We start from the raw sequence: 18,298 nt of genomic DNA on the forward strand, positions 1-18,298 counted from the left end.
GTGGAATCAACGCAGCCCACCGCGACCGATCGTGCTCTTGTCGCGGCAGGCCAGCGGCTGACCGTCAAGGTCCCCGGTACGAGTGCCAACCTGGGCCCCGGTTACGACAGCCTCGGCTTGGCCCTGTCTATTTACGACACCTTGACGGTTGAAACGCACAACACCGGAGAGCTCGAGTTCGAGCTCTCCGGTGAGGGCGCCGACTCTCTTCCGCGTGATGCCAGTCACCTGGTGGTGCGCGCCATTGATCTTGCCCTGGATCGGCTTGGCTACCAGCGTTCCGGCCTGAAAATCATTGCGGACAATGTCAACCCGCATGGTAGGGGACTTGGGTCTTCAGCCTCGGCTGTGGTGGCCGCCGTAACTGCCGCCAATGCACTGGTTCCCGCAGAATCCCGGCAGGACCGTGACTGGATCCTGCAGCTGACCAGCGAGATGGAAGGACACCCGGACAACGTCGCACCCGCGATTTTCGGCGGACTGGCGCTGTCATGGCAGGACAGCGAGCAGTACAGCAGCACGCGCGCTGACGTCGCATCGTCGGTCATTCCCGTTGTGGCGGTCCCGGACTACGAGCTTGCTACGGAAACTGCGCGCGGTCTGCTCCCAGCATCGGTTGGTCACCACGCGGCGGCAATGAATTCCGGACGTGCAGCACTGTTGATCCATGCGCTCACTGCGGATCCCGCTTTACTGCTTCCCGGCACGGAAGACTACCTCCACCAGAGCTACCGCGCGCAGGCCATGCGCCCCAGCGCTGACCTCCTCGCTGCTCTCCGGAGTGCGGGCCATGCGGCCGTTGTATCCGGCGCTGGTCCTACGGTGATGGTGCTGGCAAATGGTGCCGACCAAGCCGCCGCGGTTGCTGAATTCATTGAGGCGTTCACTGCGGTCAACACACCCGACGTCGGTTGGCGCGTGATGACGCTGGCTGTGGACGTTCAAGGTGCTAGAGTGGAAGTGCACCGCCGGTAAAGCCGCGGGCAGTTCCCTGATTTTGGATCTCGGTGTTTTGCCGTACCTTTCGTCAACTGTGCCAACGTTGGTGGTGTCGTCTCTTTCCGGCCTGTCTCAGGTGCCGCAGAAATCTCTCTGTTCCCTGAACGCTACGCCGGCTGTCCGGGCAACTGGATTCAGTGATGACGATCAGTATCCGGCCCTGTTGGCCACAATCCATCAGGCACGGCCCAAATCACCGGCTGCAGATCTGAACTGCAGCCCAGAACAAATCATCGCGTCCAGCTCTCGCTCTGGACGCCGTCGAGGGGGAAGGATCCTTCGTGACAGAAACCACTGAGCTGGCTTCAGCTGTGGACACAACATCTTCTGCTGCTGATTCGTCAACTGCAGCAACCACCAAGAGCAGCGGCCTTGCAGGCCTTAAGCTCGCCCAGCTTCAGGCTCTTGCCAGTCAGCTGGGCATTTCCGGGGGATCCCGTATGCGTAAGGGGGACTTGGTGACGGCCATTTCTGCACATCGTGCCGGAACGTCCACCACCAAGGCGCCTGCCAAGGCCACGGCCAAGGCAACTGCGGCCAAGGAAGCCCCGGCCGCAGAGCCAAAGGCCTCCAAGGAAAGCAGCGCACCGGCTGATGCAGCCGCCGAGGCCCCTGCCCAGGAAGCACCGCGGGGCCGCGGTCGTGGCCGCAGCCGCCGTGCCACCAGCGACGGAGTGGTGGCAGCCGCTGAGACCGCTGCTGCGCCCGCCGAGCCCGCAGCCGCACCGGTTGCTGAAGCACCGGCCGTCGCCGAGACCACTGAGGCCGCTACGGAGCGTCGTCAGCCTCGCACCCGTAACCGTCGCCGTGGCGAAGCTGCCGCCGCGCCTGCCGAAGCAGCAGAAGCACCGGCCACGGAGCAGCGCACGGATCGCACGGAACAGCGTGAGCAGCGTGCTGATCGTACGGAACAGCGTGAGCAGCGTGCTGATCGTACGGAACAGCGTGAGCAGCGTGCCGATCGTACGGAACAGCGTGAGCAGCGTGCCGACCGCAGCGAACAGCGCGAGCAGTCCGATTCGGGCGACCAGCAGCGCGAGCGTCGCGACAACACCCGTGGTCGCCGTGATGACAACAACGACGGCGACGACACCGGCAACCGCCGCAACCGCCGCAATCGCCGTGACCGCAATGAGCAGTCTGACCGGAACGACCGGAGCGATCGTCGGGGCGGCCAGGACAGCCGTGACGGAAACACCCGCAGCGATCGCTTCCGCGACCGCAACGAGCGCCGCCGTGGCCGTGCGCAGGGACCGGACGTTGACGACGTCGAGGTCACTGAAGACGACGTCCTGCTCCCCGTAGCAGGCATCCTGGACGTTCTGGAGAACTACGCGTTCATCCGCACGTCCGGCTACCTGCCCGGCGCCAACGACGTCTACGTATCCTTGGCACAGGTCAAGAAGTACAACCTTCGCAAGGGCGACGCCGTCGTCGGTGCCATCCGCGCCCCGCGTGACGGTGAAGACCGCAGCCAGCAGTCCGCCCGCCAGAAGTTCAACGCGCTCGTCCGCGTCACTTCCGTCAACGGCAAGACGCCGGAAGAGCTCAAGGACCGCGTCGAGTTCGCCAAGCTGGTACCGCTGTACCCGTCCGAGCGCCTGCGCCTCGAGACCGACCCCAAGAAGATCGGTCCCCGTGTCATCGACCTCGTGGCCCCGATCGGCAAGGGCCAGCGTGGCCTGATCGTTTCCCCGCCCAAGGCCGGTAAGACGCTCATCCTGCAGTCCATTGCGAACGCAATCACCACCAACAACCCTGAGGTCCACCTCATGATGGTGCTGGTTGACGAACGTCCCGAAGAAGTCACGGACATGCAGCGCACCGTCAAGGGCGAGGTCATTGCCTCCACCTTCGACCGTCCCGCCGACGACCACACCACGGTGGCGGAACTCTCCATCGAACGCGCAAAGCGCCTGGTGGAAATGGGTATGGACGTGGTGGTCCTGCTGGACTCCATGACCCGCCTGGGCCGTGCCTACAACCTGGCAGCACCGGCCTCCGGCCGCATCCTGTCCGGTGGTGTTGACTCTGCAGCTCTGTACCCGCCCAAGCGCTTCTTTGGTGCAGCCCGCAACATCGAAAACGGTGGCTCGCTCACCATCCTGGCTACCGCTCTGGTGGAGACCGGTTCCAAGATGGACGAAGTCATCTTCGAAGAGTTCAAGGGCACCGGCAACATGGAGCTCCGCTTGTCCCGCCAGCTGGCAGACAAGCGCATCTTCCCGGCCGTGGACGTCAACGCGTCCGGCACACGCCGCGAAGAGAACCTGCTCTCGCCTGAAGAAGTCAAGATCATGTGGAAGCTGCGCCGCGTCCTTTCCGGCCTGGAGCAGCAGCAGAGCCTTGAGCTGCTGACCAACAAGATCCGGGAGACGCAGAGCAACGTCGAGTTCCTCATGCAGGTTCAGAAGACGACGCTCGGAGCGAAGTCGGACAACGACAAATAGCTGTGCTCTAACCGCTCGAAATATGCCGGCCCCCGCCCCTACGCCGGGCAGCTTCCGATCTACGATCGGAAGCTGCCCGGCTCCGGCAGGCCCGAAGCCACTCCCTGGCCGGCATATTTTGAGCGGTCTTTGTTTAAACGGAATCCTTGACCCGACACCACGTGAGGTCGATTCGGCCTATGTGGGCCTGCCGAGATGGGCTGTGCGTGACCCCACGCAGCAGTTATTAGACTTGTAGAAGTCGAAAGAGGTTTGAAAATGTTTGAGTCCGTACAGGGATTGCTTGATGAGCATGCTGCTATTCAGGCGCAGCTGAGTGATCCTGCTGTTTATGCCGATCAGTCTGCAGCCAGGAAGCTGGGGCGGCGGTCTGCGCAGCTTCAGGGCATTGTGGAGGCGTACAACAAGTGGCGCGGGCTCAATGATGATCTGGAGGCTGCCAAGGAAATGGCGGACGAGGATCCCGAGTTTGCTGCTGAAGTTGTGCAGTTGGAAGAGCAGATTCCCGCAGCACAGGAGCGGTTGCGTCGTTTGCTGATTCCGCGTGATCCTGACGATGCCCGCAACGTCATCCTTGAAGTGAAGGGTGGCGAAGGTGGCGACGAAGCCGCGTTGTTCGCCGGCGACCTTCTGCGGATGTACATGCGATACGCCGAATCGCGGGGTTGGAAGACCGAAATGATCTCCGCCACCGAATCTGATCTGGGTGGCTACAAGGATGTTGCCGTGGCCATCAAGGGCAACTCCAATGACCCCGCACAGGGCGTGTTTGCCCGTTTGAAGTTTGAAGGCGGCGTACACCGCGTCCAGCGGGTTCCCGTAACTGAGTCGCAGGGGCGCATCCACACGTCCGCGGCCGGTGTTCTGGTGCTTCCCGAAGTTGATGAGCCGGAAGAACTTGAGATCAACCAGAACGACCTCAAGATCGACGTTTACCGTTCATCAGGTCCGGGTGGACAGTCTGTGAACACCACTGACTCTGCTGTCCGAATCACCCACTTGCCCACGGGCATTGTTGTGGCCATGCAGAATGAAAAGTCGCAATTGCAGAACCGTGAAGCCGGCATGCGCGTTCTCCGCGCCCGTCTCCTTGCCCACCAGCAGGAACAGATCGACGCCGCCAACTCGGAACAGCGCAAGTCACAGATCCGCACCATGGACCGTTCGGAGCGCATCCGCACGTACAACTTCCCGGAAAACCGCATCGCCGATCACCGCACCGGTTACAAGGCTTACAACCTTGACGCCGTGATGAATGGCGACTTGGAGCCGGTGATCCAGTCTGCCATTGAAGCGGACGAGCAGGCGCGGCTGGACGCAATCGGCGAATAACGAGCTGCATTACAGCGGCGCCGGACGAACACAGCAGAGTACATACATGACGTTTTACCAAGGCCAGAGCCTCGCGGACGCTGTTCGCGAGGCTACTGCCGTATTATCCGACGCCGGTGTGCCCAGCCCGCGTGTGGACGCCGAGTTGCTTGCCGATCACCTGCTTGGCGTCGGTCTCGGCCGCCTGCGCGCCATGATGCTCGGTGATGCCCCAGCTCCCGACGGCTACCGGGAGCTGGTGGAGGAACGGGCCGGACGCGTGCCCCTGCAGCACATCACGGGTGTTGCATATTTCCGGCACCTGGAGTTGCGCGTAGGACCCGGCGTTTTCATTCCGCGTCCTGAAACCGAATCGGTGGTGCAGCTGGTCATCGATCATGTCTCGGGATTACCCAACCCGAAGGTAGTGGATCTCGGCACGGGATCCGGCGCAATAGCCGGCTCCATCGCCCACGAGGTTCCGGGTGCTGAGGTTCATGCGGTGGAGTACAGCTTGCTGGCGTATGCCTGGGCTGCCAGGAACCTTGAACCACTCGGAGTGGTACTTGTTGAAGGCGACCTTCGGGATGCCCTTCCCGAGCACAACGGAACCTTCGACGTCGTGGTATCCAATCCGCCGTATATTCCGGCCGAAGCGATCCCCACAGAGCCCGAAGTTGCTCTCCATGATCCACCTGAGGCGCTGTACGGCGGGGGAGCGGACGGCATGGTACTTCCGACGGCGGCAGCGGCTTCCGCGGCCCGCCTCCTAAAACCCGGTGGCTACTTCGTGATGGAGCACGCGGAAGTCCAAGCTGCATGGATCGCCGGGATGCTTCAACGAACCGGACGTTGGAACAACGTCACCACGCACTACGACCTGAACGGCAAAGAACGTGCAACCAGCGCGATCCTGGCCAGCCTGTCTCCTGATGAGTGAAAGAATAGCGCTGTGACCACAACCTATAACTGCACTTCCGATGACCAGCGGACTGAAGGGCTTCAGCATGCCCAACGCGCCATCAGCGAGAAGAAGTGCGTCGTGCTGCCAACGGACACCGTCTACGGTATTGCCGCAGATGCCTTCTCGCCGCTGGCCGTGACCATGTTGTTGGCTTCCAAAGGGCGCAGCCGGCAAATGCCCCCTCCGGTCCTCATTCCGCGGGTCAACGCCCTGGACGGACTTGCCACCGACGTACCTGCCGATGCCCGGGCGCTGGCTCAGGCCTTCTGGCCAGGTGGCTTGACACTGATCCTGCATGCACAGCCATCCTTGGACTGGGACCTCGGCGAAACCAAGGGCACCGTGGCCCTCAGGATGCCGGATGACCAGATCGCCTTGGAGCTCCTCGGACTCACAGGTCCCTTGGCTGTTTCTTCCGCCAACCGGACGGGCCAGGAAGCGGCTCAGACAGCCTCCGAAGCCAGGCTTCAATTGGCGGAGTCCGTTGAGGTCTACCTTGAGGGCGGATTCCGTCCGGTCAAGGGGACCGCTGCCTTGCCCTCGACGATTGTTGACGCCACGTCCACTCCGTTCCGGGTGGTGCGCCAAGGAGCGATTGAGCTGGAGCAGCTCCGGGAGATCGTTCCCTCGATCCTCGGTGTTGGAGAATCCGTTCCCGCAGAGGCGCCGGCTGCGGACGACGCGGCAGCTGAAGAACCCCAAGCTGATAAATCCCCAGCTGAAGAGTTCCCAGCTAAAGAAGCTGCAGCCGAAGAAGCCACGGCAGATGCTGTTGCCGAGGGCGCATCTGCGTCTGCCGTTGACGCTGTGGTTACCCGGGATGAGGCCCCAACAGCGGACGACGCGCCAGCCGAAGTGACCGAAGCCGCCGTCGTCGAGGACCCGACCCAAGGCACGGTAAAACCGGAGGCCTCCAGCGAAGCCAAGTCCGAATGATTCCGGAGCGCCAACGCGTCCCCGTCCTTGACGTTGACGCCACTCCGATGCGCGTCCATGAGGTTATTGATGCCATAGGCGGGCTTATCGCAGCCGGAACCACCGCCACCGTTCTTGGACACAATCTTCACAGCATCACTCTGCTTCATTCCCGTCCGGATGTCCGTTCTTTATATGGGAGCAGCTCGATCGTCCTCTTGGATGGCGCTCCGGTAGCCATGCTGTGGGGGCTCGCGCACAAGCGTCAACTCCAACCGCTGGGTGAGGGAACCATGGCCTACCGGCTCGGTTCCATGGATTGGATCCCGGAGCTGGGAAGGGTCAACGGTCTGGAGCGGATCGCCGTAGTCGGCGCCGGACGGGCTGCTAATACGAAGGCTGTGACCAGGTTGCGCTCCATTGTTCCCGGTGCAACAGTGGACGGGATGCCCGGTGAGGGGTGGGACAGCACCCTGGAAAACGCGGTGGTGGACTGGCTGACGGATTTCCGTCCGCAAGTGGTCCTGCTGGGACTGGGCATGCCGCTTCAGGAGAGCGTGCTTCACCGCAGGCTCGCTGATATGCCGCCCGCCGTCTATTGCACGGTCGGCGGAGCCATCGAGCAGGTTGCGGGCATCCAAAAACTGGCGCCGCGTTGGCTCGGGCGCTTAGGACTCGAGTGGGCTTGGCGGCTGGTCCTCCACCCGGGCCGCGTGGCCTACAGAGTTTTCGTTGAACCTTGGAAGCTGGCAAGCCTGCTGATCGGGCGCCGATTCCAACTATCCAAGACCAAAGGCAAGTAAATGACGTCCCACCCTGTCGTGGTCGCTGTCGTAGTGACATATAACCGGCGTGAACTCCTCCAGACCACTCTGGACGGCATTGCGTCAGGTACCCAGGTACCTGACGCCGTTGTCATCGTGGATAACGCCTCCACGGACGGAACCGCGGAATTCCTCCAGCACTATCACAGCTCCATGGCCACTGATGTGATCACGTTGAACACAAACGTGGGCGGTGCCGGTGGTTTCGTCGTCGGCATGGAACGGGCCGTACTGGACCACGGGGCGGACCACGTGTGGATCATGGACGATGACACGGAACCGCAGCCAAATGCCCTCCGCGAAGCGTTGGATGCCTCCGAGTCTTACCTCAACGAAACCGGGGACGCCCCGGCGTTCATCGCCAGCCGTGTGGTGTGGACTGATGGCCGCGACCATCCGATGAACCGCATGCGGCCACGGATGGGAGCCAGTGAGAACCAGCGCAGCGCTGCTGCCAGGCTGGGAGCAACTCAAATCCGGAGTGCTTCGTTCGTGTCGGTGCTGATTCGCGCCGAGGAAATCAGAGAACACGGCCTGCCCATCGCGGACTACTTCATCTGGAACGACGATTTGGAGTACACCGCCAGGATTTCCCGTCGGGGGACCGCATTGACTACCAACGCGTCGGTGGCCAACCACCACACGAAAGTGTTCGGCGACGCCGGTGCGGATCCGGGTCCGCGCTTCTACTACGAAGTCCGAAACAAGCTCTGGGTATACACCCGCTCGAACGCCTTGGCGCCGTGGGAGAAGATCTTGTTTACCGGCGCTTCACTGCGCAACTGGACCCGTACGATTGCCGCCTCGCCGAATCGCAAAGTGCTTTTGGCCGGACTTCTCAAGGGTCTGCGCCACAGCCTGAAGGCCCCCCGATCCAACGCTCAGGTACTGAACGGGATCTACGCCCTGCGTAACGTCCAGGAGCCTGTCAGGTAGCAGTTACGCGGCTTGAGCCCCAGCCAAACACGCTGGGGCTTGTCGGCTGCATCACAGGGTGGTCACGGCCAATGGCATTAGTATCGTGACTAGAGTCCACAGAAATCCCGCAACATTCGGCACAGCCGGTGCAGGCATGGCGACGGAGTAGTTCCATTTATCCAAAGACAGATTTCCACACCTTGAGCTGCCCACAACCCGACGGTATTCGATCCCGCCGGCGGCATTCGGTGGTCCAGTCCAACAGCTTGGTGTGCAGGCTGCTCTCCGGGGCCGCGTCATGATCATGTACATGCTGATGGCCCTCACGGCGGCCGTTGTGGCGTACGCCGGGACGTGGGGCGCGCGCGTGGTGGGAAACAAGCTTCGGTTGTACCAGCCCATCCGCAGCCGGGACATGCATTCGGCCCTGATCTCCAAACTTGGCGGACTGGGCATCTTTGTGGGCTTCTTCGCCGCTTTGGTGGTGGCGAGCAATTCCTTCTTCGTCAAGGACATCTTCAGGCACAACGATGCCCCGTGGGGGATTCTGGCCGGTGCTGTGGTGATCGTAGCTGTGGGGGTCGCGGACGACATCCTCGATATCCGCTGGTGGATCAAGCTCCTTGGCCAGGCCGCAGCTGCCTTCATCGTGGCCATCTGGGGCGTGCGGATGTCAGTTGTGCCCTTCATCCCGGAACCGATTTTCCTAGAGTCCGAAGTCGTCCAGATTGTCCTGACCGCCGGGCTCATTGTCACCACCATGAATGCCGTCAACTTCATTGATGGACTGGACGGGTTGGCGGCCGGCGTTGCCATCATTGGTGGCGGAGCCTTCTTCCTTACGGCGTACTGGGTTCACCGCAACAACCCGTCCACGGACAACTCGGATCTCGCAACACTCCTGATGGCCATCCTTGTGGGCAGTTGCATCGGGTTCCTGCCGCACAACTGGTTCCCGGCCAAGATCTTCATGGGTGACTCGGGGGCCATGCTTATTGGTTTGCTCATGGCTTCCGCCGGTGTGGTGGCAACAGGACAGATCGGCTCCGGCCTTTACGACCGCGCCAACGGAATCCCCACCATCGTCCCCATCTTGCTGCCCTTCGCCGTGTTGTCGCTTCCCCTCCTTGATTTGGGGATGGCCGTTGTGCGCAGAACAGCCCGGGGCCAGTCGCCTTGGTCGGCTGACCGCGGGCACCTCCACCACAAGTTGGTGGACCTCGGATACTCGCACCGCAGCGCCGTCGTCATGCTTTACGTTTGGACGTGCATTCTCGCCTTTGGCGGCGTTGCCTTTGCCGTGTTCCCCTGGCAAATCGTGCTCATTGTCCTCATAGTGGCAGCGCTTGTCATGGCTGCCGTGACGGCGTGGCCTTACTTCACCCGGAACTCGGCGCGGCCGGGGGAGTAGTTGTGACGGCCGGTTATGGTCACAGTTCTATCTCATGTAGAATTCTTTCTGCGGACAGTCACTCGCCCGTAACCCCACTTTGAGAATATGGCACCTGTGCCACGAGGATTGGTATCCCCATGACATCCAACGCCGAAACCGGACGCCCGTCCGGTAAACGTGGTGTTGGATCCGTCGGTAAACCGTCCTCGTTGTGGCTCCGGTTGCTTCTCATCAGCGCTGCAGCAGCAGTGGCAGCCACTGCCATCACCTGCGTGATTGCGGCCTTCATGAATGGCGGGCAGGGCGCGCTCTCAGTAGCGTTCGGTGCCGCGCTGGTCATGCTCTTCTTTGGAATCAGCCTTCTGATCGGTCACCTTGTTGGCCGTAACAACCCCTCCGGCGCAATCGGCCTCTTTGTTGCAACATATTTCATCAAGGTGGTTGGGTTTGCCGTAGTGCTGTTTGTCCTCGGCGCACCGGAATGGCTCCACGGCCGGTGGTTCCTTATTGGTGCCGTGGTCGCGGTTGTCTTCTGGCAAGCCGCCGAAATCTACGCCTTCAGCAAGGCCCGCCTGCAGATCTACAACGATCCTGATGAGCAGAAAGGTGGCCCGGATGTCTCCGCGTAAGCGCTATTCACGTCCGGCCGTCGATGCTCAGCAAGCTGTCAACCGCCATGAATCTGCAGAAGCCGGAAACGACGGCGGATACAACGCCGGCATTGCTGTCTTCAGCTACATCATTGGCGGGATCATTGTCTGGAGTTTGATAGGCTGGGGTCTGGATAATCTGTGGGGGACCCGCTGGATTGTGCTCCTTGGCGCTCTGCTGGGAGCCGCAGGAGGGTTCTATCTTTCCCATATGCACGGCCTCACCAGGCAAAGCTCCTCTTCTGGCGAGAGCAACGCAGACAGCGGTCCGTCCACGGACGGGGACAGTAATGCCAAATAATTTCACAAGGAATACAGATGCGTCCAACGCGTCCGGATTCCAACCAATGCCCAATGATGGACACAGCAGAGAGGAAACGCGTTGATCGCGCTTGCGCTCCCCGCCCAGGATTCGGGGTCATTCACCCCACCCGGAATCGACGAAATGCACCTGCCGGCAATCCTGCCTTGGGGTGCGCACGATGGCTTCTCCAAGCAGATGTTGCTGGTGATCCTTTCGGTCGTCATTATCGCTACATTCTTCATCCTCGCTGCACGTAAGCAGCAGCTGGTTCCCGGCAAGCTGCAGTTCGCAGGCGAGATGGCCTACGGCTTCGTCCGTAACGGCATCGCCAAGGACATCATCGGCGGCAAGGACTTCATCAAGTACGTGCCGCTGCTGTTCAGCTTGTTCTTCTTCATTCTGGTGAACAACATCTACGGCGCCATCCCGGTGATCCAGCTTCCGAGCTTCTCGCACGTAGGCGGCGCCTACGTCATGGCCGGCATCGTGTACTTCACCTGGATCATCATCGGCATCAAGAAGAACGGCCTGAAGTACTTCAAGCTCGCCACCGTCCCTTCCGGCGTCCCGTGGTACATCCTGCCCATCGTGGTACCGATCGAAATCATCTCCAACTTCCTGGTCCGCCCGGTCACGCACAGCCTCCGTCTGTTTGCGACCATGCTGGCCGGTCACTTGATCGTCATGCTCGCCGGTTCCGGCATCGAGTTCCTCGTCATGCAGGAGAACGTCCTGCTCAAGGGTGCATCGGTACTGGTCCTGGTAGGTGCTGTAGCCATGTACATGCTCGAAGCACTGATCATGGCCCTGCAGGCTTACGTGTTCACACTGTTGACCGCGATCTACATCGAAGGCGCCCTGCACGCCGACAGCCACTAGGCTCCCAAAAACTTCCCCTCGCGGGGATGAAGCAACCCAAACAACCTGCCGCACGGGCGGCATCTTGAAAGGAAGAAAAAATGGAAGGCACCATCAACGGCTCCCTCAACCTCATCGGCTACGGTCTCTCGGCCATCGGCGGTGGTATCGGTGTGGGTCTCGTGTTCGCCGCGTACATCAACGGTGTTGCACGTCAGCCGGAAGCTCAGCGTGTGCTGCAGCCGATCGCGTTCCTTGGTCTGGCACTGACTGAAGCTCTCGCCATCCTCGGCCTGGTCTTCGCTTTCGTTCTTTCCTAGTCCTTAGAACCAAGCGAATCCCAAGCACGAGTAGATAGGACGGGTGAAATATGAATCAGCTGATCATCTCAGCCGCCACTGAAGGCGCTGCGGAGGCTAATCCGCTCGTTCCCAACGTCTGGGAAATGGGCGTAGTCCTCGTAGGCTTTGCGGTCCTCATGTACATCGTGGTCAAGTTTGTTGTCCCGATGTTCGAGAAGACCTTCGCAGAGCGCGCCGAAGCAATCGAAGGTGGCATTGCAAAGGCCGAAGCGGCCCAGGCGGAAGCTTCTGCAGCTCTTGAAGAGTACAAGCAGCAGCTCACCGATGCCCGTGCCGAAGCCAACCGCATCCGCGAAGAAGCACGCGCCGAGGGCGCACAGATCCTCGCGGACCTGAAGGCAAAGGCTGCAGCAGAGTCTGCACGCATCACCGAGCAGGCACACGCTGCCATCGAATCGGAGCGCCAGGCAGCTGTTGTCTCGCTTCGTTCCGAGGTTGGCACTTTGGCTACCACGTTGGCAGGCCGCATCGTCGGGGAAGCACTCACCGACGACCAGCGCTCCGCACGCGTAGTGGACCGTTTCCTGGCAGATCTGGAGACCCAGAGCGCAGGTGCAGCTAAGTAATGGCAGGTATATCGAGCGAATCGCTGACCACAGCGCTGGCGCAGTTGGAAGCCAAGCTTCCCTTCGCTTCGCTGCAGTTGGCTAAGGACCTCTTCGGAATCCTGGGAACGGTGGACAGCTCGGCTGGCTTGCGCCGCGCCCTGACTGACCCGTCCCGTTCCGGTGACGAGAAGTCGGCGCTGGTCAAGCAGCTGGTTGGCGGAAAAGTCTCCGCTGATGCTGCTGAAATTGCAGGCGGATTGGCCAGCTCGCGCTGGGCATCGGCACGCGATATCGGCGATGCACTCGAGACGCTTGCCGCCACGGTTGTCATTGCCGTAGCTGAAAACAAGTCGGCCGTTTCTGCCTCCGGTATCACGGGGCTGGAAGAGCTGGAAAACGATCTGTTTGCCTTCAACCAGACCGTCGCCTCCAGCCACGAAGTACAACGTGCTCTGTCTGAGCCGCAGGCATCTCCCGCGGCGAAGATTGCACTGGCTGAGAAACTTGTTCCTGGCAGCAGCGAGGAAGCAAAAGTTCTCATCAGCCAGGCAGTTACGCAGCCGCGCGGTGTCAAGCCGAGCAAGCTCGTCGATTCATTCGCCAAGCTTGCAGCCAAGCGTCAGCAGCGCTGGATTGCAACTGTCAGCGTTACCCGTCCGTTGACGGAAACGCAGGCCAGTCGTCTGCAGGCCGGGCTGGATGCCCTGTACGGCCGCGAACTGAAGGTCAACGTCAATGTTGACCCCGCACTGATCGGTGGAATCCGGGTCCAGGTGGGTGACGAAGTGCTTGACGCTTCGGTGATCGCCCGTTTGACCGAACTCCGCCGCCAGCTCGCTGGCTAGCGAAGACAAAGCACAACTTAACTGATATAAAACCCGGTCATCGTGAGCAACGATGATCACGAAAACAGGAGAGCAGGGACTGCAGATGGCCGAATTGACCATCAACGCCGACGACGTCCGTAATGCGTTGAACGAGTTCGCGGCGTCCTACGAACCCGGTAACGCAGAGCGCGTAGAGGTTGGTCGTGTGACCACCGCAAGTGACGGCATCGCCCGTGTTGAGGGTCTTCCCTCGGTCATGGCGAACGAGCTGCTTCGCTTCGAAGATGGCACGCTGGGCCTGGCCCAGAACCTTGACGTCCGCGAGATCGGTGTCATTATCCTCGGTGACTTCACCGGTATTGAAGAAGGCCAGGAAGTTCACCGTACCGGTGAGATCCTGTCCGTTCCGGTTGGCGACGCCTTCCTGGGACGCGTTGTCGACCCCCTGGGCCAGCCCATCGATGACCTCGGCGAGATCAAGGCCGAAGCCACCCGTGCACTGGAACTTCAGGCTCCGGGCGTTACCGAACGCAAGTCGGTTCACGAACCGATGCAGACCGGCCTCAAGGCTATCGACGCCATGATCCCGATCGGCCGCGGCCAGCGTCAGCTGATCATTGGTGACCGCCAGACCGGCAAGACTGCCATCGCTGTGGACACCATCATCAACCAGAAGGCCAACTGGGCTTCGGGAGATGTCACCAAGCAGGTTCGTTGCGTTTACGTTGGTGTTGGCCAGAAGGCTTCCACCATTGCAGCCGTCCGTCAGACCCTCGAGGACCACGGCGCACTGGAGTACACCACCATCGTGGCGTCTCCGGCATCTGACCCCGCTGGCTTCAAGTACTTGGCACCGTATGCAGGTTCGGCCATCGGCCAGCACTGGATGTACGGCGGCAAGCACGTTCTGGTGATCTTCGATGACCTGTCCAAGCAGGCCGAAGCCTACCGCGCCGTATCACTGCTGCTCCGTCGTCCGCCGGGACGCGAAGCATACCCGGGCGACGTTTTCTACTTGCACTCCCGCCTGCTGGAGCGTTGTGCCAAGCTCTCCGACGAGCTCGGTGCGGGTTCGATGACCGGTCTTCCGATCGTCGAAACCAAGGCAAACGACGTCTCCGCTTACATTCCGACCAACGTGATCTCCATTACCGATGGTCAGATCTTCCTCCAGTCGGATCTCTTCAACGCCAACCAGCGTCCCGCTGTTGACGTTGGTGTGTCTGTCTCCCGCGTTGGTGGCGCTGCACAGGTCAAGTCCATGAAGAAGGTCTCCGGTACCTTGAAGCTGGACTTGGCTCAGTACCGCGACATGCAGGCATTCGCCATGTTCGCCTCTGACCTGGATGCTGCATCCCGTCAGCAGCTGACCCGCGGTGCACGCCTGATGGAACTGCTGAAGCAGGGCCAGTACTCACCGTTCCCCGTTGAGAACCAGGTTGTTTCCATCTGGGCCGGCACCAACGGTTACTTGGACGACGTTCCGGTTGAGGACATCAGCCGCTTCGAGTCCGAGTTCCTGGAGCACCTCACGCACAAGTCCTCCATCCTGACCACGCTGGCTCAGACCAACGTCCTGGATGACGACACCGCTGCAGCCTTGAAGGAAGCCATTGTTTCCTTCAAGAAGGGCTTCTTCGGCGAGGGCGACAACCACTTGGTTGGCGCTGGCCACGAGGAGCACGCAGCGATCTCCGGCGGCGACGTCGACCAGGAAAAGATCGTCAAGCAGAAGCGCTAGTTCCGATCACCTGCTCTGCCGGGGTCCGAAAGGGCCCCGGCAGGGCAGCACATCGGGAACTTAGGAAAGGATAAGTATGGGAGCCCAGATTCGGGTCTACCGTCAGAAGATCAGCTCGACGACGTCGATGCGCAAGATCTTCAAGGCGATGGAACTGATCGCTACCTCGCGCATCGGTAAGGCCCGCGCCCGCGTAGCAGCTTCACTGCCTTACGCGAACGCGATTACCCGCGCCGTTTCTGCTGTCGCAACTCAGAGCGAAATCGACCACCCGCTGACCACCGAGCCGGAGCAGATCCGCCGCGCCGCAGTCCTGATCATTACATCGGACCGCGGCCTTGCAGGATCCTACTCCGCGAGCGTGCTCAAGCAGGCTGAAGGTCTCACCGAGCTTCTTCACGCAGAAGGCAAGGAAGTCAAGGCGTACCTGGTTGGCCGCAAGGCGCAGGCGTACTTCGATTTCCGCAACCGGTCCTACGCCCGCGTATGGACTGGTGGCACGGACGCACCGGAATTCGAAACCGCGCAGGAAGTCGGAGCTGCACTTCTTGAAGACTTCTCCAATGACTTCGAAGAGGGCGGCGTGGACGAAATCCACGTTGTTTACACCCGCTTCAAGTCCATGGTGACGCAGGAGCCCACGGTTATCCGTTTGCTCCCGCTGGAGGTCGTCGAAGAGGAAGCAGCCTCGGAATCCGAGCTGTTGCCGTTGTACGAGTTTGAACCGGAAACAGAGCAGGTGCTCGACGCACTGCTTCCGCGTTACATCGAGTCCCGCATCTTCGCAGCCATGCTGCAGGCCGCAGCTTCCGAGCTCGCAGCCCGCCAGCGCGCTATGAAGTCGGCCGGTGACAACGCTACCGATTTGATCAAGAAGTACACGCGCCTTCGCAACACGGCCCGCCAGGCCGAGATTACGCAGGAGCTTTCCGAAATCGTGGCCGGCGCAGACGCCCTCGCGTCCTAGCCTGCATCGGATTCGGCACGAAGCCGCACCTGCACCAAACAGATAAACTTAAATCCACGCCATCTACTGAGTGAAGTGAGAGAGATGACTGCCACTGCTACCGAACACGTAGCTACGGCCGGTGCCACCGGCCGCATTGCCCGTGTTATTGGTCCGGTTGTCGACGTCGAATTCCCGGCTGACGCAATCCCCTCGATTTACAACGCTCTGACCACTGAGATTACTCTCAACGGCCAGACGAAGACCATCACGTTCGAGACCTCCCAGCACCTGGGTGACAACCTCGTTCGCGCCATCTCCCTGCAGGCGACCGACGGCCTGGTCCGCGGCACCACCGTGCGGGACTCCGGTTCCCCCATCTCCGTGCCTGTCGGCGACGGCGTCAAGGGCCACATCTTCAACGTTCTCGGCAAGCCGCTGGACGTCGACGAGTCCGAGATCAAGGCGGACGCCTACTGGCCGATCCACCGCAAGGCTCCGTCCTTCGCTTCCCTCGAGGGCTCCACGGAGATGCTCGAGACCGGCATCAAGGTCATCGACCTTCTCACCCCGTACATCAAGGGTGGAAAGATCGGCCTGTTCGGCGGCGCCGGCGTTGGCAAGACCGTTCTGATCCAGGAAATGATCACCCGTGTTGCCCGCAACTTCGGTGGTACTTCCGTATTCGCCGGTGTTGGCGAGCGTACCCGTGAAGGTAACGACCTCTGGGTTGAAATGGAAGAGGCAGGTGTTCTTAAGGACACCGCCCTTGTGTTCGGCCAGATGGATGAGCCGCCGGGAACGCGTCTTCGCGTGGCGCTGTCTGCCCTGACCATGGCGGAGTACTTCCGCGATGTTCAGAACCAGGACGTGTTGCTCTTCATCGACAACATCTTCCGCTTCACGCAGGCAGGTTCGGAAGTTTCCACCCTGCTCGGCCGTATGCCGTCTGCTGTGGGCTACCAGCCGAACCTTGCCGACGAGATGGGTCTGCTCCAGGAGCGCATCACCTCCACCAAGGGTCACTCCATCACGTCGATGCAGGCCATCTACGTGCCGGCTGATGACTACACCGACCCGGCTCCGGCAACGACGTTCGCACACCTCGACGCGACCACGGAACTTTCCCGTGAAATCGCCTCCCGTGGTTTGTACCCGGCTGTTGACCCGCTGACGTCCACGTCCCGTATTCTGGATCCCCAGTACATCGGCAAGGATCACTACAACACGGCTGTCCGTGTTAAGCAGATCCTGCAGAAGAACAAGGAACTCCAGGACATCATCGCCATCCTCGGTGTCGACGAACTGTCTGAAGAGGACAAGATCGTCGTGTCGCGTGCACGTCGTATCCAGCAGTTCCTCTCCCAGAACACCTACACCGCCAAGCAGTTCACCGGCGTCGAGGGCTCCACCGTGTCCATCAAGGACACTGTTGAAGGCTTCACCGCCATCTGTGACGGCGAGCTTGACCACATCGCAGAGCAGGCGTTCTTCAACGTCGGCGGCCTGGATGACGTCGAGCGTCAGTGGGCTAAGATCCAGGAACAGACCAAGTAGTATGGCTGAGCTCGAGGTTGAGATTGTCGCAGCGGACCACTTCGTGTGGTCCGGTGCGGCCAAGATGGTGAAGGCCCGCACCAGTGATGGTGAAATCGGAATCCTGCCGGGCCACGCGCCCCTTCTGGCCATCATGGCCGCGGGCGAGCTGGCAATCCAGCCGGTTTCCGGTGATCGCATTGCAGTGGTTGTTGACGGCGGATTCTTCTCCGTCGACAACGATCGCGTGGTGATTGTTGCTGACAACGCCAAATTGGGCGAAGCGGCTACAGCGGGGATCCGATAGCACGACCTTGATGGACGATTCCCTTATTCCGTTCATCGCCCTGGCAACAGCGTTTACGTTGCTGATCATTTCACTGTGCCTTTTCGGGGTGCGCCGCTTCAATCTGCGGCGCGCCCTGGGCACGGTCGACGCCTCCATTTGCATGGCTGGAAACAGCTGGCAGATGGGGGTTTGTCGTTATCAGGACAACGAACTCGAGTGGTTCCGCCTGATGTCTCTGAGCGTCATCCCCAAGCACAAGTTCACGCGCAGTTCCCTTGAATTGCTGGGGCGCCGCCAGCCCACGGAAGATGAGCTCGTACGGATTCAGCCTGGCGTCGTGGTGGTTGAACTGCAATATGAAGGCAAGAAGTTCATGCTGGCCATGAACTTCGATGCCTATGCTGGTTTGTCGTCCTGGCTCGAAGCCGGGCCGGTCATCGGCGTCGGAACCTGGCGTTAGGCG

At 60.9% G+C, this 18,298-nt stretch carries 19 protein-coding genes; all 19 read left to right on the forward strand.

The genetic code is table 11. The features are described 5' to 3' along the window. Nucleotides 1-975, forward strand: coding sequence for a homoserine kinase (gene thrB, locus ACIQH5_RS08840; RefSeq protein ID WP_400402161.1), 975 nt, complete (start codon nucleotides 1-3; stop codon nucleotides 973-975). A gap of 305 nt (nucleotides 976-1,280) precedes the next feature. Continuing rightward, nucleotides 1,281-3,449: a transcription termination factor Rho gene (gene rho, locus ACIQH5_RS08845; RefSeq protein WP_400402163.1), complete on the forward strand. Its 2,169-nt coding sequence runs from the start codon at nucleotides 1,281-1,283 to the stop codon at nucleotides 3,447-3,449. A 258-nt stretch (nucleotides 3,450-3,707) separates the two neighbouring features. Continuing rightward, a complete protein-coding gene (gene prfA, locus ACIQH5_RS08850) occupies nucleotides 3,708-4,781 on the forward strand; it encodes a peptide chain release factor 1 (RefSeq protein WP_014922181.1) in 1,074 nt (357 codons plus the stop codon). 46 nt (nucleotides 4,782-4,827) lie between these two features. Beyond that, complete coding sequence (prmC, locus tag ACIQH5_RS08855; RefSeq protein ID WP_400402165.1) at nucleotides 4,828-5,700, forward strand: peptide chain release factor N(5)-glutamine methyltransferase; 873 nt, start codon at nucleotides 4,828-4,830, stop codon at nucleotides 5,698-5,700. Between the two features lie 12 nt (nucleotides 5,701-5,712). Further along, nucleotides 5,713-6,660 carry an L-threonylcarbamoyladenylate synthase gene (locus ACIQH5_RS08860; protein ID WP_400402167.1) on the forward strand — a complete coding sequence of 316 codons (948 nt, stop codon included), beginning with the start codon at nucleotides 5,713-5,715 and terminating at the stop codon, nucleotides 6,658-6,660. Next, the gene (locus ACIQH5_RS08865) at nucleotides 6,657-7,442 is read left to right on the forward strand and encodes a WecB/TagA/CpsF family glycosyltransferase (protein ID WP_400402169.1); all 786 of its coding nucleotides are present in this window, start codon (nucleotides 6,657-6,659) and stop codon (nucleotides 7,440-7,442) included. The genes ACIQH5_RS08860 and ACIQH5_RS08865 overlap by 4 nt, the downstream gene beginning before the upstream one ends. Continuing rightward, nucleotides 7,443-8,399 (forward strand): glycosyltransferase, encoded by a 957-nt coding sequence (locus tag ACIQH5_RS08870; RefSeq protein ID WP_400402171.1) that lies wholly within the window; start codon nucleotides 7,443-7,445, stop codon nucleotides 8,397-8,399. Between the two features lie 280 nt (nucleotides 8,400-8,679). After that, nucleotides 8,680-9,792, forward strand: a complete 1,113-nt coding sequence (locus ACIQH5_RS08875) for an MraY family glycosyltransferase (RefSeq protein ID WP_062066384.1) — start codon at nucleotides 8,680-8,682, stop codon at nucleotides 9,790-9,792. A gap of 119 nt (nucleotides 9,793-9,911) precedes the next feature. After that, nucleotides 9,912-10,403 (forward strand): hypothetical protein, encoded by a 492-nt coding sequence (locus ACIQH5_RS08880; protein WP_400402173.1) that lies wholly within the window; start codon nucleotides 9,912-9,914, stop codon nucleotides 10,401-10,403. Next, nucleotides 10,390-10,725, forward strand: coding sequence for a hypothetical protein (locus tag ACIQH5_RS08885; protein ID WP_400402175.1), 336 nt, complete (start codon nucleotides 10,390-10,392; stop codon nucleotides 10,723-10,725). Before ACIQH5_RS08880 ends, ACIQH5_RS08885 begins: the two co-directional genes overlap by 14 nt. Nucleotides 10,726-10,806: 81 nt before the next feature. Beyond that, complete coding sequence (gene atpB / locus ACIQH5_RS08890; protein WP_011775262.1) at nucleotides 10,807-11,607, forward strand: F0F1 ATP synthase subunit A; 801 nt, start codon at nucleotides 10,807-10,809, stop codon at nucleotides 11,605-11,607. Nucleotides 11,608-11,687: 80 nt separating this feature from the next. Continuing rightward, nucleotides 11,688-11,906 (forward strand): ATP synthase F0 subunit C, encoded by a 219-nt coding sequence (gene atpE, locus ACIQH5_RS08895; RefSeq protein ID WP_011775261.1) that lies wholly within the window; start codon nucleotides 11,688-11,690, stop codon nucleotides 11,904-11,906. 50 nt (nucleotides 11,907-11,956) lie between these two features. Further along, nucleotides 11,957-12,514, forward strand: a complete 558-nt coding sequence (locus ACIQH5_RS08900; protein ID WP_062066393.1) for a F0F1 ATP synthase subunit B — start codon at nucleotides 11,957-11,959, stop codon at nucleotides 12,512-12,514. Next, entirely contained in the window at nucleotides 12,514-13,341 is an 828-nt protein-coding gene (locus ACIQH5_RS08905; RefSeq protein WP_024817282.1) for a F0F1 ATP synthase subunit delta, read from the forward strand. The genes ACIQH5_RS08900 and ACIQH5_RS08905 overlap by 1 nt, the downstream gene beginning before the upstream one ends. Nucleotides 13,342-13,426: 85 nt before the next feature. Then, on the forward strand, nucleotides 13,427-15,064 hold the full coding sequence (gene atpA, locus ACIQH5_RS08910) for a F0F1 ATP synthase subunit alpha (protein ID WP_011775259.1): 1,638 nt from the start codon (nucleotides 13,427-13,429) through the stop codon (nucleotides 15,062-15,064). Nucleotides 15,065-15,140: 76 nt separating this feature from the next. Then, complete coding sequence (locus tag ACIQH5_RS08915) at nucleotides 15,141-16,031, forward strand: F0F1 ATP synthase subunit gamma (RefSeq protein ID WP_062066398.1); 891 nt, start codon at nucleotides 15,141-15,143, stop codon at nucleotides 16,029-16,031. Nucleotides 16,032-16,115: 84 nt separating this feature from the next. Then, complete coding sequence (gene atpD / locus ACIQH5_RS08920; RefSeq protein WP_400402178.1) at nucleotides 16,116-17,567, forward strand: F0F1 ATP synthase subunit beta; 1,452 nt, start codon at nucleotides 16,116-16,118, stop codon at nucleotides 17,565-17,567. Nucleotide 17,568: 1 nt separating this feature from the next. Continuing rightward, on the forward strand, nucleotides 17,569-17,853 hold the full coding sequence (locus ACIQH5_RS08925; protein WP_024817279.1) for a F0F1 ATP synthase subunit epsilon: 285 nt from the start codon (nucleotides 17,569-17,571) through the stop codon (nucleotides 17,851-17,853). A gap of 10 nt (nucleotides 17,854-17,863) precedes the next feature. Then, nucleotides 17,864-18,295, forward strand: a complete 432-nt coding sequence (locus tag ACIQH5_RS08930) for a DUF2550 domain-containing protein (RefSeq protein WP_024817278.1) — start codon at nucleotides 17,864-17,866, stop codon at nucleotides 18,293-18,295. The last annotated feature ends 3 nt before the right edge of the window (nucleotides 18,296-18,298 follow it).

Source organism: Paenarthrobacter sp. NPDC091711 (genome assembly GCF_044756605.1).
Classification (GTDB): Bacteria; Actinomycetota; Actinomycetes; order Actinomycetales; family Micrococcaceae; genus Arthrobacter.